Raw genomic sequence first — 26,821 nt, 5'->3', positions numbered from 1 at the left:
CCGTCCGCGGGCGCATCAGGCCAGCGCGTCCAGCAGGTCGGACTCCAGCTCGAGCTGGGTGCGCGCCTGGGCCAGCGCCGGCCCGTCGATCAGGAAGGTGTCCTCGACCCGCTCGCCCAGGGTGGTGACCTTGGCCAGCTGCAGGTTGACACGGTACTTGGCCAGCACCCGCGCGATCGAGTAGAGCAGGCCGGTGCGGTCGCTCGCGGAGACGCTCAGCAGCCAGCGCTGCGCGCGCTCGTCCGGGCGCAGCATCACGCGCGGCTGCACCGGGAAGGACTTGACTCGCCGCGACAGCCGCCCGCGGCTCGGTTCGGGCAGCGGCCCGGTGTCTTCCAGCGCCTGCACCAGCTGCGTCTCGACCAGCGCGACCAGGTCGCGGTGGTGGTCGGTGTAGGGTGAGACCACCTGGAAGGTGTCCAGCGCGTAGCCGGCGCGCGTGGTGTGGATCTTGGCGTCCAGGATGCTGAAGCCGGCGCCGTCGAAGTAGCCGCAGATGCGCGCGAACAGGTCGGCGCGGTCGGGGGCGTAGACCAGCACCTGCAGGCCTTCGCCGACCGGCGAGGGGCGCGCCTTGACGATCGGCTGCTGCGTCTGGACATGGCGCCACAGCGAGCGGGCGTGCCAGGCGATGTCGCCCGCCTCGTGGCGCGCGAAGTAGCTGACTTCCAGCGTCTTCCACAGCGCTTCCTGGGTGCCGGGCAGCTGCGAGTGCAGCGCCAGGTCCTGCAGGGCCTCCTGCTTGCGCGCCTCGATCTCGGCGTCCAGGTTGGGCCGGGTGCCGCCCAGCGCACGCAGCGTCAGCCGGTACAGGTCTTCCAGCAGCTTGCCCTTCCAGGCGTTCCACACCTTGGGGCTGGTGCCGCGGATGTCCGCCACGGTCAGCAGGTACAGTGCCGTCAGGTAGCGCTCGTTGCCGACGATCGCGGCAAAGTTCTCGATGACCTGCGGGTCGCTGAGGTCTTCCTTCTGCGCGATGCGCGACATCGTCAGGTGATGCTGCACCAGGAACTCGGCGAGCTTCGCGTCCTCCCGGGGCAGGCCGTGGTCGCGGCAGAAGCGGCGCACCTCCATCGCCCCCAGTTCGGAGTGGTCGCCGCCACGGCCCTTGGCCACGTCATGGAACAGCGCGGCCACGTACAGCACGTAGGGAGTGTCGAACTGCGCGGCCAGCTGCGAGCAGAACGGGTACTCGTGCGCGTGCTCGGGGATGAAGAAGCGGCGCACGTTGCGCAGCACCATCAGGATGTGCTGGTCCACGGTGTAGACGTGGAACAGGTCGTGCTGCATGCGTCCGACGATGCGGCGGAACACCCACAGGTAGCGCCCCAGCACCGAGGTCTGGTTCATCAGGCGGAAGACGTGCGTCTGCCCCTGCGGCTGCTTGAGGATCTGCAGGAAGGTGGCCCGGTTGACCGGGTCGGCGCGGAACTGCGCGTCCATCAGCTCGCGCGCGTTGTACAGCGCGCGCAGCGTGCGCGCCGACAGGCCCTTGATGCCCGGGGTGCGCTGGTAGACCAGGAAGGTGCGCAGGATGGCGCTGCGGTCGCGCTCGTAGAGGTCGTCGCTGACGACCTCGAGCATGCCGTCGCGGTCGAGGAACTGCTCGTCGATCGGGCGCATCGGCGGGTCCTGCGAGCCGTTGACGCGCTCCTCGATGTTGAGCATCAGGATCTGGTTCAGCTGCGTCACCGCCTTGGCCGCCCAGTAGTAGCGGTGCATCAGCGCCTCGGAGGCACGCCGAGCCTTGGTGGCCTTGTCGCCGCAGCTTTCGGCCACCGCGGTCTGCAGGTCGAACACCAGGCGGTCTTCCCGGCGCCCGGCGATCATGTGCAGGCGCGCGCGGATCAGCTTCAGCAGCCCCTCGTTGCGCTGCAGCTGGCGCACCTCGAAGGGCGTGACCAGCCCCTTGGCGGCGAGCTCGGACCAGGTGCGCCCCAGCCCCGCGGCGCTGGCCACCCACAGCACCACCTGCAGGTCGCGCAGGCCACCGGGACTTTCCTTGCAGTTGGGCTCCAGCGAGTAGGGGGTGTCCTCGTACTTCTGGTGGCGCTGGCGCATCTCCAGCGTCTTGGCGCGCAGGAAGGCGCGCGGGTTCATCTGCTGCGCGAAGGCCTCGCAGAACCTGCGGTACAGCGCCTTGGCGCCGCACAGGAAGCGCGATTCGAGCAGCGCGGTCTGCACCGTCACGTCGCGCTCGGCTTCCTGCAGGCATTCGCTGACGGTGCGCACGCTGGAGCCGATCTCGACGCCGATGTCCCAGCAGGCCGAGATGAAGCCCTCGATGCTGGATTTCAGCGCGGCGTTGGCGTCATGCGCGAGCGAGACGTCGTCCGGCAACAGCACCAGCACGTCGACGTCGGAGTAGGGGAACAGCTCGCCGCGGCCGTAGCCGCCCACGGCCAGCAGCGCCGCACCGGGGGGCAGCAGGGCGCACTCCCACAGCTCCTGCAGGGTCTGGTCGACATGGCGCGCCAGGCCCTTGAGCAGGCGGTTGGCGGCTGCCGCGGTCGGGCGCGCCTCGCGGAACTCCTCGATCAGCGCCGCCTTGCGGGCACGGAAGCGGTGACGCAGTTCGGCGACGCTGGCGGCCGCGGGGTCGTCGGCAACGGCAGCCATGGGGCGAGGTCAGGAGGCAGGGGGGTTGGCCGCCAGGGCTTCCTTGACGAAGTCCGGCAGCGGCGGGTACCCGGCCGACATCGTCAGCACCTCGAAGCCCGTCTCGGTGACGAGCACGGTGTGCTCCCACTGGGCGGACAGCGAGCGGTCCTTGGTAACGATGGTCCAGCCGTCGGGCATCTCGCGGATCTCGCGGCGGCCGGCGTTGATCATCGGCTCGATCGTGAAGGTCATGCCCGGCTGGAGTTCCTCCATCGTGCCGGGGCGGCCGTAGTGCAGCACCTGCGGCTCCTCGTGGAACTTGGTGCCGATGCCGTGGCCGCAGAACTCGCGCACCACCGAGTAGCCGGCGTTCTCGGCGAACACCTGGATGGTGTGGCCGATGTCGCCCAGGCGCGCGCCCGGCTTGACCTTCAGGATGCCGCGCCACATCGCCTCGTAGGTGATCTGGCACAGGCGCTTCGCCTGGATCGACCCTTCGCCGATGATGAACATGCGGCTGGTGTCGCCGTGCCAGCCGTTCTTGATGATGGTGACGTCGATGTTCAGGATGTCGCCATTCTTCAGCGGCCGCTCGTTGGGGATGCCGTGGCAGATGACGTGGTTGATCGACGTGCAGATCGACTTCGGGTAGGGCTTGTAGCCCGGGGGCGCGTAGTTCAGCGGGGCCGGGATGGCGCCCTGGACGTTGACGATGTAGTCGTGGGCCAGGCGGTCCAGCTCCTCGGTCGTGACGCCGGCCTTGACGTGCGGCGTCAGGTAATCCAGGACTTCGGAGGCCAGTCGCCCGGCCAGGCGCATGCCGTCGATCTGCTCGCCGGTCTTGATGGAGATGCTCATGACGCCGCATTATCGCAATTCGGCCTTCACCATGGCGGCAACCGGCCTGCTGCGGCGCTGGCCGCGCGCAGGCCGGGGCGGGCGGGGCGCCGGACAAGGGGGAACGCTTAAAATCACGGATTCCGCGGGCCTGGCCCCGCGCGTCTGCCCACCCCCATCCCGAGCCCCAGCGTGACAGCGACAGCCAAACACCTCATCCATTTCGAGGGCGGCAATGCCCTTTCCGCTTTCCGTGCCCAGGCGCTGCTGCGCACCCTGCAGGCGATCAACCCGCGCGTGACGGGCGTGCATGCGCGCCACGTGCACTGGGTGTGGGCCGACCATGCGCTGGCACCGGCCGAGCACGACAAGCTGGCCGCGCTGCTGACCTACGGCGACCTCTATGCCGGCCCGACCGACGGTGCGCTGATCGTCGTCACGCCGCGCTTCGGCACCGTCTCGCCCTGGGCCTCGAAGGCCACCGACATCGCCCACAACTGCGGCCTGGCGATCCGCCGTGTCGAGCGCGTCACCGAGTACCGGCTGGAGCTCAAGGCCGGCCTGCTGGGCGGCGTCAAGCCGCTGGCCGAAGGCGAGCTGCTGGCGCTCGCGGCGGCGCTGCACGACCGCATGACCGAAAGCGTGGTGCTGGAGCGTGCCGCGGCCGCCCACCTGTTCGACGAGCAGCCCGGCAAGCCGATGGAGCACGTGGACGTGCTGGGCCGCGGGCGCGCCGCGCTGGAGGCGGCCAACCGCGACTTCGGCCTGGCGCTGTCGGACGACGAGATCGACTACCTGGTGCAGGCCTTCACCGAGCTGAAGCGCAACCCCAGCGACGTCGAGCTGATGATGTTCGCCCAGGCCAACAGCGAGCACTGCCGGCACAAGATCTTCAACGCGAAGTTCACGATCGACGGCGTCGAGCAGGAGCGCTCGATGTTCCAGATGATCCGCAACACCCACCAGCTGGCGCCCCAGTACACCGTGGTGGCCTACGCGGACAACGCCGCGGTGATGGAAGGCGGCCCGATCGAGCGCTGGGTGCCGGACGGCTACACCAATGCCCCGCTGTACAAGGCGCGCCAGGAGGTCGCGCACGTGCTGATGAAGGTGGAGACGCACAACCACCCGACCGCGATCTCCCCGCACCCGGGCGCCTCGACCGGCGCTGGCGGCGAGATCCGCGACGAGGGCGCGACGGGCCGCGGCGCGAAGCCCAAGGCGGGGCTGACCGGCTTCTCGGTCTCCAACCTCGAGCTGCCCGGCACGAGCGAGCCGTGGGAGCGCGACGCCTACGGCAAGCCCGACCACATCGCCAGCCCGCTGCAGATCATGATCGAGGGCCCGCTGGGCGGGGCGGCCTTCAACAACGAGTTCGGCCGGCCCAACCTGGGCGGCTACTTCCGCGTCTACGAGCAGACCGTCGACGGCGTGCGCCGCGGCTACCACAAGCCGATCATGATCGCCGGCGGCGTGGGCAGCATCCCGGCCGGGCTGACGCACAAGCTGCCGTTCGGCGCCGGCACGCTGCTGATCCAGCTGGGCGGCCCGGGCATGCGCATCGGCATGGGCGGCGGCGCGGCCAGCTCGATGGCCGCCGGCGTCAACGCCGCCGAGCTGGACTTCGACTCGGTGCAGCGCGGCAACCCCGAGATCCAGCGCCGCGCACAGGAGGTCATCAACCACTGCTGGCAGCTGGGCGACAAGAACCCCATCCTGGCCATCCACGACGTCGGCGCGGGCGGGATCTCCAACGCCTTCCCGGAACTGGTCGACGGCGTCGGCAAGGGCGCGACCTTCGACCTGCGCCGCGTGCCGCTGGAGGAAACCGGCCTGTCGCCGAAGGAAATCTGGTGCAACGAGAGCCAGGAGCGCTACGTGCTGGCGATCGCGCCCGAGAGCCTGCCGCTGTTCCAGGCCATGTGCGAGCGCGAGCGCTGCCCGTTCGCGGTGGTCGGCGTGGTGCGCGACGACCGCCAGCTGATCCTGGAAGACGGCCCGGGCGGCGAGCGCGCCATCGACATGCCGATGGACGTGCTGCTCGGCAAGCCGCCCAAGATGCACCGCGTGGTCGAGCGCGTGCAGCGCCACGGCAGCCCGATCGACCTGACCGGCGTGCCGCTGGAGCAGGTGGCCTTCGACGTGCTGCGCCACCCGACCGTGGCGAGCAAGCGGTTCCTGATCACGATCGGCGACCGCACGGTCGGCGGCCTCAGCCACCGCGACCAGATGGTCGGCCCCTGGCAGGTGCCGGTGGCCGACTGCGCCGTGACGCTGGCCGACTATGCCGGCTTCCGCGGCGAGGCCATGAGCATGGGCGAGCGCACCCCGATCGCCAGCCTGGACGCCCCGGCCTCGGGCCGCATGGCGGTGGGCGAGGCCATCACCAACCTGCTGGCTGCGCCGATCGAGCTGCCGCGCGTGAAGCTGTCGTGCAACTGGATGGCCGCCTGCGGCGAGCCCGGCGAGGACGCGGCGCTGTACGACACGGTCAGGGCGGTCGGCATGGAGCTGTGCCCGGCGCTGGGCGTGGCGGTGCCGGTCGGCAAGGATTCGTTGTCGATGCGCACCCGCTGGAAGGACGGCGAGGTCGAGAAGCAGGTCACCGCGCCGGTGTCGCTGATCGTCTCGGCGTTCGCCACGCTCGAGGACGTGCGCGGCACGCTCACGCCCCAGCTGCGTACCGACGTGGGCGACACCACGCTGATCCTGGTCGACCTGGGGCAGGGACGCAACCGCCTGGGCAGCTCCATCCTCGCGCAGGTGCTGGGGCAGGTGGGCGACACGGTGCCCGACCTGGACGACCCGGAGCTGCTCAAGCGCCTGGTCGAGGCGGTCAACCGCCTGCGCCGCGAAGGCAAGCTGCTGGCCTACCACGACCGCTCGGACGGCGGGCTGTGGGCCGCGGTGTGCGAGATGGCGTTCGCCGGCCACACCGGCGTGTCGCTGAACGTGGACCTGCTGGTCACCGAGAGCGACGGCATCGCCGACAGCCGTGCCGAGTACGGTGACTCGAAGAACTGGGCCAGCCAGGTCAGCGAGCGCCGCAACGACCTGACGCTGCGTGCGCTGTTCGCCGAGGAGCTGGGCGTGGTGCTGCAGGTGCGCACCGAGCACCGCGACGAGGTGATGCGCACGCTGCGCGAGTACGGCCTGTCGCGCCACAGCCACGTGATCGGCAAGCCCAACCCGCGTGGCATCGTCGAGGTCTGGCGCGACGCCAAGGCGATCTTCTCGGCGCCGCTGGAGCGCCTGCACCAGGCCTGGGACGAGGTGTCCTGGCGCATCGCGCGCCTGCGCGACAACCCCGAGTGCGCCGACAGCGAGCACGCGGCCGCCGGTGCCGCGGCCGACCCGGGCCTGCACCTGCACCTGACCTTCGACCCGAAGGAAGACGTCGCCGCCCCGTTCATCGCCACCGGCCGCCGGCCCAAGGTGGCCATCCTGCGCGAGCAGGGTGTCAACTCGCACCTGGAGATGGCTTACGCGATGGCGCAGGCCGGCTTCGACAGCCACGACGTGCACATGAGCGACCTGCAGGCCGGGCGCGCGCGCCTGGACCAGTTCCAGGGCTTCGTGGCCTGCGGCGGCTTCAGCTATGGCGACACGCTGGGCGCCGGCGAGGGCTGGGCGCGCTCGATCATGTTCAACCCGCAGCTGGCCGAGCAGTTCGCCGCCTTCTTCGGGCGCAGCGACACCTTCGCGCTGGGCGTGTGCAACGGTTGCCAGATGATGGCCGCGCTGGCGCCCATCATCCCCGGTGCCGAGGCGTGGCCGCGCTTCACGCGCAACAAGAGCGAGCAGTTCGAGGCGCGCCTGAGCCTGGTGGAGGTGCTCGACAGCCCGTCGATCTTCTTCGCCGGCATGGCCGGCAGCCGCATCCCGATCGCGGTGGCGCACGGCGAGGGCTATGCCGACTTCTCGCGGCGCGGCGACGCGGCGCGGGTGCTGCGCGCGATGCGCTACGTGGACCACACCGGTGCGCCGACCGAGGCCTACCCGGCCAACCCGAACGGCAGCCCGGACGGGTTGACCTCGGTGACCACGCCCGACGGCCGCTTCACGGTGCTGATGCCGCACCCGGAACGGGTGTTCCGCAACGTGCAGATGAGCTGGACTTCGGGCGATCCGTCGGACTTCAGCCCCTGGATGCGCATGTTCCGCAACGCCCGCAAGTGGGTGGGCTGACGGCCCGCCGGCCGGGCACCGGGCGGTACGGTGCCGCCCGGCGGGGGCGCCGCATCAGCGCGCCGGCGTCGCCGGGCGGGTGCGGTAGAAGGTGACCGGCACGGCCGCGGCCTGGTTCAGCACCGAGCGCTTGATCCTGCCGACCACGTGCATCTCGCACGGCTTGCAGTCGAAGCGCAGCGTCAGCTTCTCCTTGCCGTTGACCAGCATCAGCGGTTCGGCGCGCACCGTGCCCTGTACGCCGGTCACGCCCTTGGCCTGCTTGGGGCACAGGCTCAGCGAGTAGCGCACGCAGTGCTTGGTGATCATCAGCGACACCTCGCCCAGCTCCTCGTGCGACTCGTAGGCCGCCTCGATCACCTTGACGCCGTGGCGGGCGTAGAAGTCGCGCGCCTTGTGGTTGTAGACGTTGGCCAGATAGCTCAGCGTGTCCTCGGGGTAGGGCACGGGCGGCTCCACCGGCACCGCCCGCGGCAGGCGCTGCCAGGCCGCCGCGCGCGCCGCTTCCAGCGCCTCGACCGCTTCGCGGCGCGCCGCGTTCAGCACCGACGGCGGCAGGAACCACGGCTGCGCGCAGGCGATCCGCACCTCGATCGGCTCGAAGATGGTGTTGCCGAAGCGGCCCAGGTGCTCGCGCAACGCGGCCTCGGCACGGACGGGGTCGCGCGCGGGTTCCCGGGCGTGCGCGAAGGTGGCGCGCGCCTCGTGGCCGTCCTCGTCGGTCAGGTGCAGCGCGCAGCCGTCCGCGGTGTCTTCCAGCCGCACCCACACGCCGATGCGGCGTTCGGCGGACTTCCTCTCCAGCAGGCGGTCCCAGGCCACGTCGCGGTTGCGGTGCAGCTCGGTGCCGGCGCGCAGGTCCTTGAGCGAGGCGACCGGCTCGTTCGGGTGCACGCGCCAGCGTGACGGGCCCAGGCGCTCGGCGCGGTTGACCTGCACGCCGACCAGCTCGCGCTGCAGGTCGAAGTAGGTCAGCCCGTCGCCGTTGTGCAGCTCCTGGTCGGTGTCCACGTCGAACCAGGCCGGTCCGACCTTGTCGACCCAGCCCAGCGGCAGGCCGGCGTGCTTGGGGCTGTCGAAGGCGCCGATGTCGGGCTGGCGGCCGTTGACGAAGTAGTCGGTGGCGCCGCGGTTGAAGTTGCGGTCCGGGTCCGGCGTGAAGAAGAAGGTGCAGCGCCCGGACGAGGCACGTTGCAGCCCGGGGCGCTCCTCCAGGATCTCGTCCAGCAGCCGGCGGTAGTGGGCGGTGATGTTCTTCACGTAGCCCATGTCCTTGTAGCGGCCCTCGATCTTGAACGAGCGGATGCCGGCATCGACCAGCGCGCGCAGGTTGGCGCTCTGGTTGTTGTCCTTCATCGACAGCACGTGCTTCTCGTGCGCGACGATGCGGCCCTGCGGGTCGACCACGTTGTACGGCAACCGGCAGGCCTGCGAGCAGTCGCCGCGGTTGGCGCTGCGTCCGGTGTGTGCGTGGCTGATGTAGCACTGGCCGCTGTAGGCCACGCACAGCGCGCCGTGGATGAAGAACTCCAGCGTGCAGTCGGTGGCCGCGGCGATCTGGCCGATCTGCGGCAGCGACAGCTCGCGCGCCAGCACGATCTGCGAGAAGCCCACGTCCTGCAGGAAGCGCGCCTTCTCGACGGTGCGGATGTCGGTCTGCGTGCTGGCGTGCAGCTGGATGGGCGGCAGGTCCAGCTCCAGCAGCCCCATGTCCTGGATGATCAGCGCGTCCGCCCCGGCCTCGTAGACCTGCCAGGCCAGCCGCCTGGCCGGCTCCAGCTCGTCGTCGCGCAGGATGGTGTTGAGCGTGACGAAGATGCGCGCGCCATAGCGGTGGGCGTGCCGGGTCAGCCGCTCGATGTCGGCCAGCTCGTTGCCGGCGGCCGCGCGCGCACCGAAGGCCGGCCCGCCGATGTAGACCGCGTCGGCGCCATGGTTGACCGCCTCGATGCCGATGTCGGCGTTGCGGGCCGGGGAGAGCAGTTCGAGTTCGGGTCGGGCCATGGCGTGCAGCGGGAACGACGGGGAGGGCAACGGAAAGCCCGGAAGTTTAGCGAGCGCGGCCGCGGCACAATCCGGCGTCATGACGAAACCGCCCGCTGCCGTCGGCCATCCCCGCTACGACCGCCTGGACGCGTTGCGCGCCGCCGCGATCCTGTGGATGGCGGTGTTCCATTTCTGCTTCGACCTGAACCACTTCCGCCTGATCGAGCGGCAGAACTTCTACGCCGACCCGTTCTGGACGGTGCAGCGCACGCTGATCGTCTCGCTGTTCCTGTTCTGCGCCGGGCTGGGGCAGGCGGTGGCCTGGCAACAGCAGCAGAGCTGGCAGCGCTTCTGGCGCCGCTGGGCCCAGATCGCCGGCTGCGCGCTGCTGGTCAGCCTCGGCTCGTACCTGATGTTCCCGCGCAGCTTCATCTACTTCGGCGTGCTGCACGGCATCGCGGTGATGCTGGTCATCGTGCGGCTGACGGCCGGCTGGCGGCACTGGCTGTGGCCGCTGGGACTGGTGGCGATCGTGCTGCCGCACCTCGTGCAGCACCCGTTCTTCGACACGCGCTGGACCAGCTGGGTCGGGCTGATCACGCGCAAGCCGGTCACCGAGGACCATGTCCCGGTGCTGCCCTGGCTGGGCGTGATGTGGTGGGGCGTGGCGGCCGGCCAGTGGGTGCTGGCGCATCGCCGTGAGTGGCTGACCGGGGCCTTGCCCCGGGCGCTGCGGCCGCTGGCCACGCTGGGGCGCTGGAGCCTGAGCTTCTACATGGTGCACCAGCCGGTGCTGATCGGCTTGCTCATGGCCTGGCTGGCGCTGAGCCGCTGAGCGAAGAACGAAAAAAGGCGCCACGCGGGCGCCTTGGTCGGGAAGCAGCGCAAGCTTACTGCTGCTCGAACTTGTAGTCGGTGCGGGCGTTCTTGCGCAGGTCGTCGCGGAACTGGGCGATCTTCTGCTGCATCAGTGCCTGCTCGATCTGCGGCCGGACCTGTTCCAGTGTCGGCAGCTCGACGTCGCGCACGTCCTCCAGCTTGATCACGTGGTAGCCGAACTGCGACTTGACCGGCTGTTCGGTGAACTTGCCCTTCTCGAGCTTGACCATCGCGTCGGAGAACTCGGGCACGTAGCGGTCGGCCGGCGACCAGTCGAGGTCGCCGCCTTGCTTGGCGGAGCCGGGGTCCTTGGAGTTCTTGAGCGCCAGGTCCTCGAACTTGGCCCCGCGCTTGAGGTCGGCGATCAGCTTCTTCGCCTCGTCTTCCTTCTCGACCAGGATGTGGCGGGCACGGTATTCCTTGCCGCCGGCCTGGGCCTTGAACTCGTCGTACTTGGCCTGGATCTCCTCGGCGGTGATCGGGTTGGTCCGCTGGTATTCGGCGAACAGCTCACGGATCAGCAACGCCTGGCGGGTCAGCTCGAGCTGCTGCTTGTAGTTCTCGCTGGCGGCGATGCCGCGCCGCTCGGCTTCCTGGACGAAGATCTCGCGCAGCACCACCTCGTCCTTGATCTGGCGTTCGATCTCCGGCGTGATGGGCTGGCCCTGGCGGGCGAGCTGGGCCTTCAGCACTTCGGCGCGCTCCTTGGGCACCGGCTTGCCGTTGACGACGGCGATGTTTTGCGCCGAGGCCGACAGCGGCGCCAGCAGGGCGGCGCTCAGGGCGAGGCTCAGCGTGCCAAGGGCAAGGACATTCTTCTTCATAAGGGGTAGGACCTCTTCAATGGAAGGAGACAAGCGCGACGGGGAGGCGATGCCACCGCCGGGCGGCATGGGGCGATGACGTTCAGTCGGCTTCGTCGGGCGCTCGGGCCTGGATGACCAGGGCGTGGATGCCCTGCGGAACCAGGGGGCCGAGGGCATCATACACGAGGCGATGGCGCGCCACGCGTGACAATCCGTGAAAGCGCCCGCTGACCACGCGGACGGTGAAATGGCGGCCTTCCCGGGCCCCCGCATGGCCGGCGTGCAGGTGGCTGTCGTCCTGCACTTCCAGCTGCTCGGGCGCGAGCCGCTCGCGCAGGGTGGCTTCGATCTGTGCGGCGGTCACCATGGGTGTCAGGACTGCTCCTCGTTCTTCAGGTGGCGGCTCAGGTAGACGCCCTGCGCGACCATGAAGGCCAGCATCAGGCCCAGCCCGCCGAACAGCTTGAAGTTGACCCAGGTGGCGGTGGAGAAGGTGTAGGCCACGTAGATGTTGAGCAGGCCCATCAGCGCGAAGAAGGCGATCCATGCCACGTTGAGGCGCTGCCACACCGCTGCGGGCAGTTCGAGCTGGCTGCCCATCAGGGCCTGCAGCAGGTTCTTGCCGAACACGGCCTGGCTGATCCAGAACGCCGCGCCCATGATCCAGTACAGGACGCTGGGCTTCCACTTGATGAAGGTCTCGCTGTGGAACCAGATCGTCGCGCCGCCGAGCACCGTCACCAGCGCGAGGCTCACCCACAGCATCGTGTCGACCTTGCGGCGGCGCGCCACCAGCCAGGCGATCTGCGCCGCGGTGGCCAGGATCACGACCACCGTGGCCAGCAGCACCGGGGCTTCCTTCGGGCCGACCACGCCGCCGGACACCATGAAGCCCAGCCAGTCGGTGGCGGTGGCCGCTGCCCAGTCCGGCCGTGCCTCGGCGTACTTGAACATGCCGAAGAACAGGATGACGGGCAGGAAATCGAACAGCAGCTTCATCGCGTGGGCCCCGCGCCGGGGGTCAGGATTTGCGGTCGGCGAAGTCTAACGCGGCCGAGTTGATGCAGTAGCGCTCGCCGGTCGGCGCCGGGCCGTCGTCGAACACGTGCCCCAGGTGGGCGCCGCACTTGCGGCACTTCACCTCGACGCGGATCATTCCGTGGCTGTAGTCCATCGTGCGCTCGATCCGCTCCGGGTCGATCGGTGCGAAGTAGCTCGGCCAGCCGCAGCCGGCGTCGAACTTGGTGCTGGAGTCGAACAGCGGCTCGCCGCAGCACACGCAGCGGTAAACCCCGTCGGCGGTGTGGTTCCAGTACCTGCCGGTAAACGGACGCTCGGTGGCCGCTTGGCGGGTGACCTGGTACTGCAGCGGGTCGAGCTGCCGGCGCCATTCCTCGTCGGGCTTGGTGACTTCGTAATCGCTCATGATGAACAGGACACTTCGATGGTCTGCGCCCATGCGGGCGGAAAGTCGGCGTAGGCCTCGTGTTCGGGCTGCTCGTCGTACGGGCGCTCCAGGATGGCCAGCAGGCGCTGCACCTCGCCGGGGTCGCCCGCCTGGGCCTGGCGGATCGCCACCTCGGCCAGGTGGTTGCGCAGCACGAACTTGGGGTTGACCCGGTTCATGCGCGCGGCGCGCTCGCGGTCGTCGCTGTGCTCGCGCCGCAGCCGCTCGCGGTAGCGCGCGGCCCAGGCGTCGAAGCGCGCGCGGTCGACGAACAGGTCGCGCACTTCGTGATTGTCCGCGCCTTCGGCGCTGGAGAAACGGGCCAGGCGCCGGAACGCGATGGTGTAGTCGGTGCGCTCTTCGGCCATCAGCCGCAGCAGGTCGTCGACCAGCTCCCGGTCGCCGGGCCCTTCGGTCGCCAGCCCCAGCTTGGCGCGCATCAGCGCCTCCAGCCGCGCCGGGAACACGGTGCGGTAGGGCTCCAGCGCGGCCAGCGCCGCGTCGGTGTCGCCGATCAGCGGCAGCAGGGCCTGCGCCAGCGCGTGCAGGTTCCAGAACGCGATCTGGGGCTGGCGGTGGTAGGCGTAGCGGCCCTGGGTGTCCGAATGGTTGCAGACGTGGTCGGGCACGAAGGCGTCCAAGAAGCCGAACGGCCCGTAGTCGATCGTCAGCCCCAGGATGGACATGTTGTCGGTGTTCATCACTCCGTGGCAGAACCCCACCGCCTGCCACTGCGCCAGCAGCTCGGCGGTGCGGCGCGTGACCGCCTCCAGCAGCGCCGCGTAGGGGTTGGCGGCGTCGCGGCAGTCCGGGTAGTGGCGCTCGATCACGTGGTCGGCCAGCCGGCGCAGCGCCTCGGGCTGGCCGTGGTGGCAGAAGTGCTCGAAATGCCCGAAGCGCACGAAGCTGGGGGCCAGCCGGGTGACGATCGCGGCGGTCTCGACCTCCTCGCGCCGCACCGGCAGTGGCGAGCCGACGATGCACAGCGCCCGCGTGGTCGGGATGCCCAGGGCGTGCATGGCCTCCGAACAGAGGAACTCGCGGATCGACGAGCGCAGCACGGCCCGCCCGTCTCCCATGCGGGAGTAGGGGGTTCGGCCGCTGCCCTTGAGCTGGATCTCCATCCCGGAGCCGTCGCCCAGGTCCAGCTCGCCCAGCAGCAGGGCGCGGCCGTCGCCGAGCTGCCCGGCCCAGACGCCGAACTGGTGCCCGCTGTAGACCGTCGCGAGCGGCCGCATGCCGCGCCAGGCGGCGTTGCCGCTGAACACCTCGAGTGCGCAGTGCGCCGGATCGGCGAACCAGTCCGCCGGCCAGCCGAGCGCCTCGGCCGCGGCGGCACTGGTGGCCACCCAGGCCGGCCGGGGCAGCCCCTGCGGCGGCAGTTCGGTGTGGAAGTCCGGGCCAAGGTCGGCGTAGCGGTTGATCCAGCGCAAGTTGGCAGGCTCGAACCGGGGACGTGGCTGGGCGGAGCTTTTCATCCGGGCCAGTGTAGCGGCCGGCCGGTACCAGCACCGGCCCCAGGGCTGCTGGCGGCAGGCAGCGGGCGGTGCGCGCGTGCCTTTAGGGAAAACAGCAGGCGCTGGCGTGCAGCCCGGTTCCTATGATGCGACGAACGATCGGTCAGTTTTCCACCAGAGGAGGTCTAAATGCCGCGTTTGTTGGGCCAGATGATGCAGATGCCGTTGATGATTTCGTCGCTGCTCGTCCATGCCGCACGACACAACGGTGACATCGAAATCGTTTCCAAACGCGTGGAAGGGGACATCCACCGCTACACCTACCGCGATGCCGAGCTGCGCGCGCGCAAGCTGGCCCAGGCGCTGGCGCGGCTGGGGTGCGAGGAGGGCGACCGGGTCGGCACGCTGGCCTGGAACGGCTATCGCCACTTCGAGATCTACTACGGCACTTCCGGCTCCGGGCTGGTCTGCCACACGATCAACCCGCGCCTGTTCCCGGAGCAGATCGCCTGGATCATCAACGATGCCGAGGACCGGGTGCTGTGCTTCGACCTCACGTTCCTGCCGCTGGTCGAGAAGCTGGCGCCGCAGCTCAGGACGGTGCAGCACTATGTGCTGATGACCGACCGGGCCCACATGCCGGCCCAGACCAGCCTGCCGGACCTCAAGTGCTACGACGAGCTGGTGGAGGCCGAGAACGGCGACTACGCCTGGCCGCAGTTCGACGAGAACACCGCCTCCAGCATCTGCTACACGTCGGGCACGACGGGCAATCCGAAGGGGGCGGTCTACAGCCACCGCTCCACGGTGCTGCACGCCTACGCCTCGGCATTGCCCGACGCGATGGCCTGCGGCGGGGCCGACGTGATCCTGCCGGTCGTGCCCATGTTCCACGTCAACGCCTGGGGCATCCCGTACTCGGCGGCGCTGGTCGGTGCCAAGCTCGTGTTCCCGGGCCCGCACCTGGACGGCAAGTCGCTGTACGAGCTGTTCGAGACCGAGAAGGTGACCTTCAGCGCCGGCGTGCCCACCGTCTGGCTCGGCCTGCTGACCTATGTCAAGGAGAACAAGCTCACGTTCAGCACCTTCAAGCGCACCGTGATCGGCGGCTCGGCCTGTCCGCCGGCGATGATCCGCACGCTGGAGGACGACTACGGCGTCAACGTGATCCACGCCTGGGGCATGACCGAGCTGTCGCCGCTGGGCACGCTGTCCAAGCTCAAGTCCAAGCACGCGAACCTGCCGCGCGAGGAGCAGCGGCGCATCCTCGAGAAGCAGGGCAAGGTGATCTACGGCATCGACATGGAGATCACCGACGACAACGGCAACGCGTTGCCCTGGGATGGCAAGGCCTCGGGCAACCTGGTGGTGCGCGGGCACTGGGTCATCGACCGCTACTTCCGCAGCGACAGCTCGCCGCTGCAGAACGGCTGGTTCCCGACCGGCGACGTCGCGACCATCGACCCTGACGGCTACATGCAGATCACCGACCGCTCCAAGGACGTGATCAAGTCGGGCGGCGAGTGGATCAGCTCGATCGACCTCGAGAACATCGCCATGGCCCACCCGGCGGTGCACGAGGCCGCGGCGATCGCCTGCCGCCATCCCAAGTGGGACGAGCGCCCGCTGCTCGTGGTGGTGCGCAAGCCCGGCCAGGAGGTCACGCGCGAGGAGCTGCTGAAGTTCTACGAAGGCAAGATCGCCAAGTGGCAGATCCCGGACGACGTGGTGTTCGTCGACGAGATCCCGCACACGGCCACCGGCAAGATGCAGAAGCTCAAGCTGCGCGAGCAGTTCGCCAACTACAAGCTGCCGGGTACCTGAGGGGGCCCTGATGCAGCGCCTGTCGCGCGAGTGACAGGCGCTACGGGCATTCCCTCTCTGCCGGCACAGGCAACTTGGATAGCCTCTGCGCACATCGTGTGTTCATACCGAGGAGACAAGCCATGCACACTCGTCGAGCCCTGATGAAAGCAACCATCGCCACTGCTGCCGCGGTGTGCTGCGCTACGGCTTTTGCGCAGAAAGGAGAGACCGTCAAGATCGTCTGGATCGATCCGCTGTCCGGCCTGATGGCGCCGGTGGGGCAGAACCAGCTGCGCAGCTTCCAGTTCTTCGCCGAGAAGTTCAGCCAGAACAACCCGGCGGGCGTGAAGTTCGAGGTCGTCGGCATGGACAACAAGCTGAGCCCGACCGAGACGCTGAACGCGCTGAAGGCCGCCATCGACCAGGGCGTGCGCTACGTCGCCCAGGGCAACGGTTCTTCCGCGGCCGGCGCGCTGATCGACGCGATCAACAAGCACAACGAGCGCAACCCGGGCAAGGAGGTCATCTACCTCAACTACGCCGCGGTGGACCCGGACTTCACCAACAGCCTGTGCAGCTACTGGCACTTCCGCTTCGACGCGGACACGTCCATGAAGATGGAGGCGCTCACCACCTTCATGAAGGACCTGCCCGAGATCAAGAAGGTCTACCTGATCAACCAGAACTACTCGCACGGGCACCAGGTCGCCAAGTACGCCAAGGAAGCGCTGGCGCGCAAGCGCAAGGACGTCGAGATCGTGGGCGAGGACCTGCACCCGCTCGCGCAGGTGCGTGACTTCGCACCCTACGTGGCCAAGATCAAGGCCTCCGGCGCCGACGCGGTCATCACCGGCAACTGGGGCTCGGACCTCGCGCTGCTGATCAAGGCCGCCAACGAGGCCGGACTCAACGCGAAGTTCTTCACCTACTACACGGGCGTGACCGGCACGCCCACCGCGCTGGGCCAGACGGGCGAAGGCCGGGTCTACCAGGTCGCCTACAGCCACTACAACATGGGCGGCCAGATCCAGCAGTGGCAGCAGGAGTACAAGAAGCGCTTCAACGACGACTTCTACACCGGCGCGGTGATCCACATCTTCACCGCGCTCAGCGAGGCGATGGCGCGCGCCAAGTCGACCGATCCGGTGAAGGTTGCGCCGGTGCTCGAGACGCTGAAGTTCAAGAGCTTCAACGGCGAGGTCGAGATGCGCAAGACCGACCACCAGCTGCAGCAGCCGCTCTACATCACCGTGTGGCAGAAGGCCAGCGACCGCTATCCTTACGGCCCGGAGAACACGGGCATGACGCTGGCGCCGGTGAAGGAGTTCCCGTCCTACGTCTCGAGCACGCCGACCAGCTGCCAGATGAAGCGGCCGTCGTGACGGCGGCGGCACGCCGCGCGTGCCTGTCCTGAAGGGCGCTGCCGGCCAGCCGGCCGGCAGCCGCCGCGGTTCCCATCGGTCCGGGCCGCGTCGCGGGACGCGGCGGGGCACGGTGCTGCCTCCGGTGGGATGTGCAACGACTGAAAGATCCGGATGGAGTTCTTCACCATCTCGATGTTGAACGGCATCAGCTACGGGCTGCTGCTGTTCATGCTGAGTTCCGGCCTCACGCTGATCTTCAGCATGATGGGCGTGCTCAACTTCGCGCATGCCAGCTTCTACATGCTGGGCGCGTACATCGCGTACTCGATCGCCAGACTGGTCGGCTTCTGGCCGGGTCTGGTGCTTGCACCGCTGGTGGTGGGCGTGCTGGGCGCCATCTTCGAGCGCACCTGCCTGCGCAAGGTGCACAAGTACGGGCACGTGCCGGAGCTGCTGGTCACCTTCGGCCTGTCGTACGTGATCCTGGAGCTGGTACAGCTGATCTGGGGCCGCACCGCGGTGGATTTCCAGCCGCCCGAGGCGCTGCGCGGCTCGGCCTTCACGCTGGTCAGCCATTCGATCGACGGGCTGAGCGTGGTGTGGGGACGCGCCCCAGAGGCCATGTGCCAGGCGGCCGACGCGGCGGTGCGGGTGGTCTGCTCGCCGTTCCCGGCCACGCGCGGCTTCATGATGCTGGTGGCGGTGCTGATGCTGGCCGCCCTGTGGCTGCTGCTGACGCGCACCCGCATCGGGCTGGTGATCCAGGCGGCGCTGACGCATCCCGAGATGGTGGAAGCGCTCGGGCACAACGTGCCTCGGGTGTTCATGCTGGTGTTCGGCGCCGGCTCGGCCCTGGCGGGCCTGGCCGGCGTGATCGGCGGCTCGACCTTCGTCACGGAGCCGGCGATGGCCGCCACCGTCGGCTCGGTGATCTTCGTCGTCGTGGTGGTGGGCGGCATGGGCTCGCTGGCCGGCGCGTTCCTGGCCTCGCTGCTGATCGGCGTGATCCAGACCTTCGCGGTCGCGATGGACCATTCGCTGCTGGGCGCCGTCAAGGCACTGGGCTGGAGCGTGGGACCGGAGACGCCGGGCTATTCGGTGCTGGCGCTGTCGGTCTCGCAGATCGCGCCCATCCTGCCGTACCTGTTCCTGGTGCTGATCCTGATCTTCCGGCCCAAGGGGCTGATGGGAACCCGTGAAACCTGAGGCGGCATGACTAGCATGAAAGCTGACACGCTCGGCACCGTGCCGGTGCCCGTCCAGGAGACGCGCGCACCGCAGCGCTACTTCCACTTCAAGCCCTACAACGTCGGTCGCTGGATCATCTGGGGGCTGTTCGCACTGGTGCTGATCGTCGCGCCGCTGCTGTTCAACAGCAGCATGTCGCGCTCGATGCTCACGCAGATGGGCATCGCGATCATCGCCTGCCTGTCCTACAACATGCTGCTGGGGCAGGGCGGAATGCTGAGCTTCGGGCACGCGGTTTACACCGGCCTGGGCGCCTACATCGCGATCCACACGCTGAACGCCGCAGCGGGAGGCACGTTGCCGGTGCCGGTCAGCCTGATCCCGCTGGTCGGCGGGCTGGGAGGCATGTTCTTCGCGATCCTGCTGGGCTTCGTGACCACGAAGAAGGCCGGCACCACCTTCGCGATGATCACGCTGGGGATCGGCGAGCTGGTGTTCGCGATGTCCCTGATGCTGCCGGAGTTCTTCGGGGGCGAGGCGGGCATCTCGACCAACCGCGTGATCGGCAAGCCGGTGCTGGGCATCACCTTCGGCCCGGACATCCAGGTGTATTACCTGATCGCGTTCTACACCTTCGTGTGCACCGCGGCGATGTATGCCTTCACCCGCACGCCGCTCGGGCGCATGCTCAACGCGGTGCGCGACAACGACGAGCGGGTCGAGTTCATCGGCTACAGCACGCAGCGCATCCGCTACCTGGCGTTCATCTTCGCCGGCTTCTTCGCCGGCATCGCCGGTGGCCTGTACGTCGTGAACTTCGAGATCGTCACCGCCGAGGTGGTGGGCGCGGCGCGTTCAGGTGCCTACCTGCTGTTCACCTTCCTGGGCGGGGCGACGTTCTTCTTCGGGCCGATCATCGGCGGCGTCCTGATGGTGGTCGCCTTCGTGCTGCTGTCGGAGTTCACCAAGGCCTGGCTGCTGTACCTGGGCCTGATCTTCCTGTTCATGGTGATGTATGCGCCGGGCGGCATCGCCAGCCTGATCATGATGAACCTGCGCGTGGCGGCCTTCGGCAAGTTGCGCAAGCTCTGGACCGCCTACCTGGCGCTGGGCGGCACCGCGTTGGTGCTGCTGGTCGGCGCCGCGGCGTTGGTCGAGATGGTCTACCACATGCAGCTCAATGCCGCGCTCGGGCCCAAGGTGCAGTTCCTTGGCGCGACGCTGGACACGCAGGGCGTGGACAGCTGGTTCGGCGCGACCTTCGTGATGCTGACCGGCATCGCGATGTTCGAGCTGGCGCGCCGCGAGTTCGCCCGCCAGTGGGGCGAGGTGCAGGAAGAGATCGAGCAGGAAATCCGCCGCAGGGAGGCACTGTGAGCAGCACCTATGCGCTGGAGCTGCGCGACGTGCGCAAGAGCTTCGGCAAGACCGAGATCATCCGGGGCGCCAGCCTGGCGGTGAAGCCGGGCGAGCGGGTGGCCATCATCGGCCCCAACGGCGCGGGCAAGTCCACGTTGTTCCACCTCATCAGCGGCCGGCTGGACGTGACCAGCGGCGAGATCCTGCTCAACGGCGAGCGCATCGACGGCAAGCGCCCCTACGAGATCTACCGGCGCGGCCTGGCGCGCAGCTTCCAGGTGTCCAACCTGTTCGGGCGGCTGTCGGTGTTCGAGAACGTGCGCTGCGCGATGCTGTGGTCCATGGGCTACCGCTACGCGTTCTGGAAGTTCCTTGCCGACCTGCAGGACGTCAACGAGCGCACCGAGGAAGTGCTCGAGATGATCAAGCTGGACAAGAAGCGCAATGTGCTGGCGATGAACCTGACCTACGCCGAGCAGCGCGCGCTGGAGATCGGCATCACGATCGCCGGCGGCAGCAACGTGATCCTGCTGGACGAGCCGACCGCCGGCATGAGCCAGTCGGAGACCAAGCGCTTCGTGCAGCTGATCCGCGAGGTGACGGAAGGCAAGACGCTGCTGACCGTCGAGCACGACATGGGCGTGGTGTTCGGCCTGGCCGACAAGATCGCCGTGCTGGTCTACGGGGAAGTCATCGCCTTCGACACGCCGGAGGCCGTGCGCGCCAACCAGCGCGTGCAGGAAGCCTACCTCGGCTCGGTGCTGGCCGAACAGCAGGCCGCCATGGCGGGGCATTGAAGCCTGGACGCGACGAGATGCTGCAAATCGAGAATCTGCATGCCTTCTACGGCAAGAGCCACGTGCTCCACGGCGTCACGATGGAGGTGAAGCCGGGAGAGATCGTCAGCATGCTGGGCCGCAACGGCTCGGGCCGCTCGACCGCGGTCAAGGCCATCATGGGCCTGGTCGACGGGCAGGGATCGATCCGCTGGAAGGGCGAGGAGATCCTCGGCCGCCATGCGTTCGAGATCGCCCACCGCGGCATCGGCTACGTGCCGGAGAACCGCGACATCTTTCCCAAGCTGACGGTGCACCAGAACTTGATGCTGGGCGAGAAGCGCGGCGGCAAGGCCGGGCGCTGGACCTTCGACGACATGTACCGGATGTTCCCGCGCCTGAAGGAGCGCCAGCACACCGAGGCGGGGGTGCTGTCCGGCGGCGAGCAGCAGATGCTCACGCTGTGCCGCACGCTGATGGGCGATCCCGACCTCATCATGATCGACGAGCCCACCGAGGGCCTGGCGCCCAAGATCGTCGAGCAGGTGGCCGACTACCTCAAGGAGCTCAAGCGCCGCGGCGTGAGCGTGCTACTGGTGGAACAGAAGCTCACCATCGCGCTGGAGATCTCCGAGCGCTGCTACGTGATGGGGCATGGCCGCATCGTCTTCGAGGGCACTCCCGAGGAACTGCGCAGCAACTCCTACATTCGCAAGGAATGGCTGGAGGTCTGAGCCTCCGCGGCCTGTACTGCACCTTTCGCGTTGACGCCAGCCACATCCTGTCACGCCGGCGACATGATGCCGGCGTGGCTGTTTTCTAGAATCGAACGAACGTTCTATCGCCGTCTTCCGGGAGACAACGGATGAGTGCCAGCTACGAACTGCGCGGCCAGGTGGCCGTGATCACCCTGAACAACCCGCCGGTCAACGGCCTGGGCTACGAGACCCGCAAGGGCATCACCGACGGGCTGAACCGGGCCGAGGACGACCCCCAGGTCCAGGCCATCGTCATCACCGGCGCCGGCAAGGCGTTCTCGGGCGGAGCCGACATCCGCGAGTTCGGCTCGCCCAAGGCGCTGCAGGAGCCCAACCTGTTGAGCGTCATCAAGGCGGTCGAGGACTGCAGCAAGCCGGTGGTCGCGGCCGTCCATTCGGTCTGCATGGGCGGCGGGCTCGAGCTCGCGCTGGGCTGCCACTACCGCGTGGCCGCCAAGGGCACCCAGGTCGCGCTGCCCGAGGTCAAGATCGGCCTGATCCCGGGCGCGGGCGGCACGCAGCGCCTGCCGCGCGTGATCGGCGTGGAGCCTGCGCTCAACCTGATCGTCAGCGGCGATCCGGTCAAGGCCGAGCTGCTGGCCGCCATCCCGGGCCAGCGCCTGTTCGACCAGGTGGTCGACGGCGACGTGCTGGAGGCGGCCATCGCGTTCGCCAACGAGGTGGCCGGGCAGCGCCCGCTGCCCCTGGTGCGCCACCTGAAGGCCGAGCACCCCAATCCGGACGGCTACTTTCAGTTCGCCCGCAACACGGTGCGCGCGGTCGCGAAGAACTTCCCGGCGCCGGTCAAGTGCGTCGACGCGGTCGAGGCGGCGGTCAAGCGCCGCTTCGACGACGGCCTCGCGTTCGAGCGCGAGCAGTTCATCGCGCTCATGATGACGCCCGAGTGCAAGGCGCTGCGCCATGCCTTCTTCGCCGAGCGGGCGGCGAGCAAGATCCCGGACGTGCCCGAGGACACGCCGGTGCGGCCGATCCAGAAGGTGGCCGTGATCGGCGCCGGCACGATGGGCGGCGGCATCAGCATGAACTTCCTGAACGCCGGCATCCCTGTGACCATCCTGGAGACGAGCCAGGAGGCGCTGGACCGCGGCATCGGCGTGATGCGCCGCAACTACGAGGCGCAGGTCAAGAAGGGCAAGCTGGCGCAGGACAAGTACGAGCAGCGCATGGGCCTGCTGTCGACCACGCTCAGCTACGACGACATCCGTGACGCCGACCTGGTGATCGAGGCGGTGTTCGAGGACATCAACGTCAAGGAGCAGGTGTTCCGCAAGCTCGACGAGGTGATGAAGCCGGGGGCGATCCTGGCCACCAACACCTCGACGCTGGACGTCAACCGGATCGCCTCGTTCACGAAGCGCCCGCAGGACGTCATCGGCACCCACTTCTTCAGTCCGGCCAACGTGATGAAGCTGCTGGAGGTGGTGCGCGGGGAGAAGACCGCCAAGGACGTGCTGGCCACCGTGATGCAGCTGGCCAAGAAGATCCGCAAGACCGCGGTGGTCTCGGGCGTGTGCGACGGGTTCATCGGCAACCGCATGCTCGAGCAGTACAGCCGCCAGGCCGGCTTCCTGCTGGAGGAAGGCTGCACGCCGGAGCAGGTCGACAAGGCCATCGAGCGATTCGGCTTCGCGATGGGCCCGTTCCGCGTCGGCGACCTGGCCGGCAACGACGTCGGCTGGTACATCCGCAAGCGCCGCTATGTCGAGAAGCCGCACATGCGCTACAGCAAGACGGCCGACCTGCTGTGCGAGATGGGCCGCTTCGGGCAGAAGACCGGCGCCGGCTGGTACGACTACCAGCCCGGCAAGCGCGACCCGATCCCGTCGCCGGTGGTGCTGGAGATGATCGAGAAGCACCGCAAGGAGCTGGGCATCACCCCGCGCAAGATCAGCGACGAGGAGATCGTCGGCCGCCTGGTCTACGCGCTGGTCAACGAGGGCGCCAAGATCCTGGAGGAGGGCATCGCGATGCGCGCCTCGGACATCGACATGGTGTACCTCACCGGCTACGGCTTCCCGCTGTGGCGCGGCGGGCCGATGTGCTATGCGGATACCGTGGGGCTGTTCAACGTCGTGCAGGCCATGCGCCGCTTCTCGAAGAACCCGCACGACGACGCTCAGTTCTGGGAGCCCGCGCCGCTGCTGGCGCGGCTGGCCGCCGAGGGCGGGACGTTCAACTGAGGCCGCACCGCCCGTCATGCATTGCCGCCTCCGGGCGTGAAGGCAGCCGCCGCGCCCGGAGCCACCCGTATCCAGGAGAACGCAGATGACCGACGCAGTCATTGTTTCCACCGCCCGGACGCCGCTGGCCAAGTCGTGGAAGGGCGCCTTCAACATGACCCATGGCGCGACGCTGGGCGGCCACGTGGTCAAGGCCGCGATCGAGCGCGCCGGCATCGACGGGGCCGAGGTCGAGGACGTGCTGATGGGCTGTGCCACGCCCGAAGGCGCGACCGGCAGCAACATCGCGCGCCAGATCGCGCTGCGCGCCGGCCTGCCGGTGACGGTCAGCGGCGTGACGGTCAACCGCTTCTGCTCCAGCGGCCTGCAGACCATCGCGATGGCCGCGCAGCGCATCATCGCCGGCGAAGGCGACATCTACGTCGCCGGCGGCGTCGAGAGCATCTCGTGCGTGCAGAACGAGGCCAACACGCACATGCTGCGCGAGGGCTGGCTGATGCAGCACAAGCCCGAGATCTACTGGAGCATGCTGCAGACCGCCGAGCAGGTCGCCAAACGCTACAACATCCCGCGCGAGCGCATGGACGAGTACGGCGCGCGCAGCCAGCAGCGCGCCTGCGCCGCGCAGGAAGCGGGGCTGTTCAACGACGAGATGGTGCCGATCACCGTCACGATGGGGGTGGCCGACCCGGCGCAGGGCATGCGCACCAAGGAAGTCACCGTGACCCAGGACGAGGGCCTGCGCCCGGGCACGACGCCCGAGGTGCTGGCCGGCATCCGCCCGGCGCTGCCGGGCGGGGTGATCGCCGCGGGCAACGCCAGCCAGTTCTCCGACGGCGCGGGCGCCTGCGTCGTGATGAGCGAGAAGCTCGCCGAGCAGCGCAACCTGAAGCCGCTGGGCCGCTTCCTCGGCTTCGCGGTGGCCGGCTGCGAGCCCGACGAGATGGGCATCGGCCCGGTGTTCGCCGTGCCCAAGGTGCTGCAGCGCCTGGGCCTGAAGGTGGACGACATTGACCTGTGGGAGCTCAACGAGGCCTTTGCGGTGCAGGTGCTGTACTGCGCGGACCGGCTGGGCATCCCGATGGACCGGCTCAACGTCAACGGCGGGGCGATCGCGATCGGCCACCCCTACGGGGTCAGCGGCCAGCGCCTGGTCGGCCATGCCCTGATCGAAGGCAAGCGCCGCGGCGCCAAGCGCGTGTGCGTGACCATGTGCATCGGCGGCGGCATGGGCGCGGCGGGCATCTTCGAGGTGCTCTGAGGCTGGACATCCACCCCGGCGGCCCGTCCGGCCGGTGCCGCGCGGCCGGGCGGCAGCCCGCCCCCTGACCCGCGGAGGCAGACCGTGCGCGCGACCCTCGACTTCCTGCTGTACGACTGGCTCGATGCGGCAGCGCTCAACGGACGGCCGCGCTTTGCCGAGCATTCCCGCGAAACGTTCGACGCGGTGCTCGACGCCTGCGAGCGCCTGGCGCGCGAGCGCTTCGCCCCCTACAACCGCCTGAGCGACACCGAGGAGCCGCGCTTCGACGGCGAGCGCGTGCACCTGCCGCAGGCCACGCACGAGGCGATGCGGGCCTATGTCGAATCGGGCATGCTGGCCGCCGCGCACGACTACGAGCTGGGCGGCATGCAGCTGCCCTGCGTGGTCGAGATGGCCGCGCGCAGCTTCTTCTCGGCCGCCAGCGTCTCGATGAGCGGCTACGCGATGCTCACCCAGGGCAACGCGAACCTGCTGCTCGCGCACGGCTCGCCGCGGCAGAAGCAGGTGTTCGCACGCAACGAGCTGGCCGGGCGCTGGTTCGGCACCATGTGCCTGAGCGAGCCGCAGGCCGGCTCCAGCCTCTCGGACATCGCCACGCGCGCCATCCCGGACGGCGACGACCACGCCGCCGACCCCCTGGGGCCGCGCTACCGGCTCAAGGGCCACAAGATGTGGATCTCGGCCGGCGAGCACGAGCTGAGCGAGAACATCATCCACCTGGTGCTGGCCAAGATCCCCGGCCCGGATGGCCGGACCATCCCGGGTGTCAAGGGCATCTCGCTGTTCATCGTGCCCAAGCACCTGGTCGACGCCGAAGGCCGGTTGACCGGCGAGCGCAACGACGTGGCGCTGGCCGGGCTGAACCACAAGCTGGGCTTCCGCGGCACGACCAACACGCTGCTCAACTTCGGCGAGGGCCGCTACCCGGTGCGCGGGCAGGCCGGGGCGATCGGCTACCTGGTCGGTGCGCCGGGGCAGGGGCTGGCCTGCATGTTCCACATGATGAACGAGGCGCGCATCGGCGTCGGCCTGGGCGCGACCATGCTCGGCTATGCCGGCTACCTCGCCGCGCTGGAGTATGCCCGGCAGCGCCCGCAGGGCCGGCCGGTGGGCCCGGGCGGCAAGGATCCCGCGCAGCCCCAGGTGCCGATCATCGAGCACGCCGACGTCCGGCGCATGCTGCTGGCGCAGAAGGCGTACTGCGAGGGCGCGCTGGCGCTGGAGCTGTACTGCGCGCGCCTCGTCGACGAGCAGCGCACCGGCACGCCCCAGGCCGCCGACGACGCCCGGCTGCTGCTGGAAGTGCTGACCCCGATCGCCAAGAGCTGGCCCAGCGAATGGTGCCTGGAGGCCAACAGCCTGGCGATCCAGGTGCTGGGCGGCTCCGGCTACACGCGCGACTTCCCGGTCGAGCAGTACTGGCGCGACAACCGGCTGAACATGATCCACGAGGGCACGCACGGCATCCAGGCACTGGACCTGCTCGGCCGCAAGGTGGTGATGGAAGGCGGCAAGGGGCTGGCGTTGCTGGCCGGCCGCATCCGCGATGCCGTCGCGCGCGCGGCGCAGCTGCCGGCGCTTGCCGGGTGCGCCCAGGCGCTCGGCGAGGCGCTGGAGCGGCTGGAGCAGGCCACGCGGGCGGCCTGGAGCAGTGGTGACCCGGTCGTGGCGCTGGCCAACGCGACGCCCTACATGCAGGCTTTCGGCCACGTGGTGCTGGCGTGGATCTGGCTGGACGTGGCAACATGTGCCACACGTGGCGAGCCGGACGACTTCAGGCGCGGCAAGCTGGCCGCGGCCCGCTATTTCTTTCGCTACGAATTGCCGAAAATCGGTCCCTGGCTGGCGGTGGTGGAATCCCGCGACACGACCTGCCTGGAGATGCAAACAACATGGTTCTGACA

Annotated in this window: 19 protein-coding genes; 11 read left to right on the top strand and 8 right to left on the bottom strand. The window is 68.9% G+C overall.

Translation table 11 applies throughout. The features are described 5' to 3' along the window. Window positions 1–15: 15 nt before the first annotated feature. Window positions 16–2,619 (bottom strand): [protein-PII] uridylyltransferase, encoded by a 2,604-nt coding sequence (locus IS481_RS09315; RefSeq protein ID WP_104356688.1) that lies wholly within the window; start codon window positions 2,617–2,619, stop codon window positions 16–18. A 9-nt stretch (window positions 2,620–2,628) separates the two neighbouring features. Continuing rightward, on the bottom strand, window positions 2,629–3,459 hold the full coding sequence (map, locus tag IS481_RS09310; protein WP_104356689.1) for a type I methionyl aminopeptidase: 831 nt from the start codon (window positions 3,457–3,459) through the stop codon (window positions 2,629–2,631). Between the two features lie 171 nt (window positions 3,460–3,630). Here map and purL point away from each other — a divergent pair, with 171 nt between their 5' ends. Then, complete coding sequence (purL, locus tag IS481_RS09305; RefSeq protein ID WP_104356690.1) at window positions 3,631–7,626, top strand: phosphoribosylformylglycinamidine synthase; 3,996 nt, start codon at window positions 3,631–3,633, stop codon at window positions 7,624–7,626. 54 nt (window positions 7,627–7,680) lie between these two features. On the opposite strand, the gene IS481_RS09300 is transcribed toward purL, so the two are convergent. Continuing rightward, window positions 7,681–9,630 (bottom strand): peptidase U32 family protein, encoded by a 1,950-nt coding sequence (locus tag IS481_RS09300; RefSeq protein ID WP_104356691.1) that lies wholly within the window; start codon window positions 9,628–9,630, stop codon window positions 7,681–7,683. A gap of 79 nt (window positions 9,631–9,709) precedes the next feature. On the opposite strand from IS481_RS09300, the gene IS481_RS09295 reads away from it, so the two are divergent. Further along, window positions 9,710–10,447: an acetyltransferase domain-containing protein gene (locus IS481_RS09295; protein WP_104356692.1), complete on the top strand. Its 738-nt coding sequence runs from the start codon at window positions 9,710–9,712 to the stop codon at window positions 10,445–10,447. A gap of 55 nt (window positions 10,448–10,502) precedes the next feature. Here IS481_RS09295 and IS481_RS09290 read toward each other — a convergent pair whose 3' ends face one another. The 5 genes from IS481_RS09290 to IS481_RS09270 form a co-directional block, all read right to left on the bottom strand. Then, window positions 10,503–11,315, bottom strand: a complete 813-nt coding sequence (locus IS481_RS09290) for a peptidylprolyl isomerase (RefSeq protein ID WP_104356693.1) — start codon at window positions 11,313–11,315, stop codon at window positions 10,503–10,505. An 82-nt stretch (window positions 11,316–11,397) separates the two neighbouring features. Then, window positions 11,398–11,664 (bottom strand): BolA family protein, encoded by a 267-nt coding sequence (locus IS481_RS09285; RefSeq protein ID WP_104356694.1) that lies wholly within the window; start codon window positions 11,662–11,664, stop codon window positions 11,398–11,400. Window positions 11,665–11,669: 5 nt separating this feature from the next. Next, window positions 11,670–12,296, bottom strand: coding sequence for a septation protein A (locus IS481_RS09280; RefSeq protein ID WP_104356695.1), 627 nt, complete (start codon window positions 12,294–12,296; stop codon window positions 11,670–11,672). A 22-nt stretch (window positions 12,297–12,318) separates the two neighbouring features. Next, a complete protein-coding gene (gene msrB, locus IS481_RS09275; RefSeq protein ID WP_104356696.1) occupies window positions 12,319–12,723 on the bottom strand; it encodes a peptide-methionine (R)-S-oxide reductase MsrB in 405 nt (134 codons plus the stop codon). Next, complete coding sequence (locus IS481_RS09270) at window positions 12,720–14,222, bottom strand: protein adenylyltransferase SelO (protein ID WP_104356697.1); 1,503 nt, start codon at window positions 14,220–14,222, stop codon at window positions 12,720–12,722. Before IS481_RS09270 ends, msrB begins: the two co-directional genes overlap by 4 nt. Before the next feature lie 168 nt (window positions 14,223–14,390). On the opposite strand from IS481_RS09270, the gene IS481_RS09265 reads away from it, so the two are divergent. The 9 genes from IS481_RS09265 to IS481_RS09225 all read left to right on the top strand — a co-directional run bounded on the left by IS481_RS09265 (window position 14,391) and on the right by IS481_RS09225 (window position 26,819). Continuing rightward, window positions 14,391–16,025: a 3-(methylthio)propionyl-CoA ligase gene (locus IS481_RS09265; protein WP_272867897.1), complete on the top strand. Its 1,635-nt coding sequence runs from the start codon at window positions 14,391–14,393 to the stop codon at window positions 16,023–16,025. Between the two features lie 143 nt (window positions 16,026–16,168). Further along, window positions 16,169–17,389, top strand: a complete 1,221-nt coding sequence (locus IS481_RS09260) for a branched-chain amino acid ABC transporter substrate-binding protein (protein WP_104356699.1) — start codon at window positions 16,169–16,171, stop codon at window positions 17,387–17,389. A gap of 153 nt (window positions 17,390–17,542) precedes the next feature. Beyond that, on the top strand, window positions 17,543–18,577 hold the full coding sequence (locus tag IS481_RS09255; protein WP_104356700.1) for a branched-chain amino acid ABC transporter permease: 1,035 nt from the start codon (window positions 17,543–17,545) through the stop codon (window positions 18,575–18,577). Between the two features lie 15 nt (window positions 18,578–18,592). Beyond that, window positions 18,593–19,936: a branched-chain amino acid ABC transporter permease gene (locus IS481_RS09250; protein ID WP_104356701.1), complete on the top strand. Its 1,344-nt coding sequence runs from the start codon at window positions 18,593–18,595 to the stop codon at window positions 19,934–19,936. After that, a complete protein-coding gene (locus IS481_RS09245; RefSeq protein ID WP_104356702.1) occupies window positions 19,933–20,715 on the top strand; it encodes an ABC transporter ATP-binding protein in 783 nt (260 codons plus the stop codon). Before IS481_RS09250 ends, IS481_RS09245 begins: the two co-directional genes overlap by 4 nt. 17 nt (window positions 20,716–20,732) lie before the next feature. Then, window positions 20,733–21,428: an ABC transporter ATP-binding protein gene (locus IS481_RS09240; protein WP_104356703.1), complete on the top strand. Its 696-nt coding sequence runs from the start codon at window positions 20,733–20,735 to the stop codon at window positions 21,426–21,428. Between the two features lie 131 nt (window positions 21,429–21,559). Next, complete coding sequence (locus tag IS481_RS09235) at window positions 21,560–23,653, top strand: 3-hydroxyacyl-CoA dehydrogenase NAD-binding domain-containing protein (RefSeq protein WP_104356704.1); 2,094 nt, start codon at window positions 21,560–21,562, stop codon at window positions 23,651–23,653. A gap of 85 nt (window positions 23,654–23,738) precedes the next feature. Next, on the top strand, window positions 23,739–24,914 hold the full coding sequence (locus tag IS481_RS09230; RefSeq protein WP_104356705.1) for an acetyl-CoA C-acyltransferase: 1,176 nt from the start codon (window positions 23,739–23,741) through the stop codon (window positions 24,912–24,914). A gap of 84 nt (window positions 24,915–24,998) precedes the next feature. Then, window positions 24,999–26,819, top strand: coding sequence for an acyl-CoA dehydrogenase (locus IS481_RS09225; protein ID WP_104356706.1), 1,821 nt, complete (start codon window positions 24,999–25,001; stop codon window positions 26,817–26,819). Window positions 26,820–26,821: the final 2 nt, after the last annotated feature.

This window comes from Caldimonas thermodepolymerans, from assembly GCF_015476235.1.
Lineage (GTDB): Bacteria > Pseudomonadota > Gammaproteobacteria > Burkholderiales > Burkholderiaceae_C > Caldimonas > Caldimonas thermodepolymerans.
The sequence above is the reverse complement of the archived record's forward strand: the minus strand, read 5'-3'. Positions and strand labels throughout refer to the sequence as shown.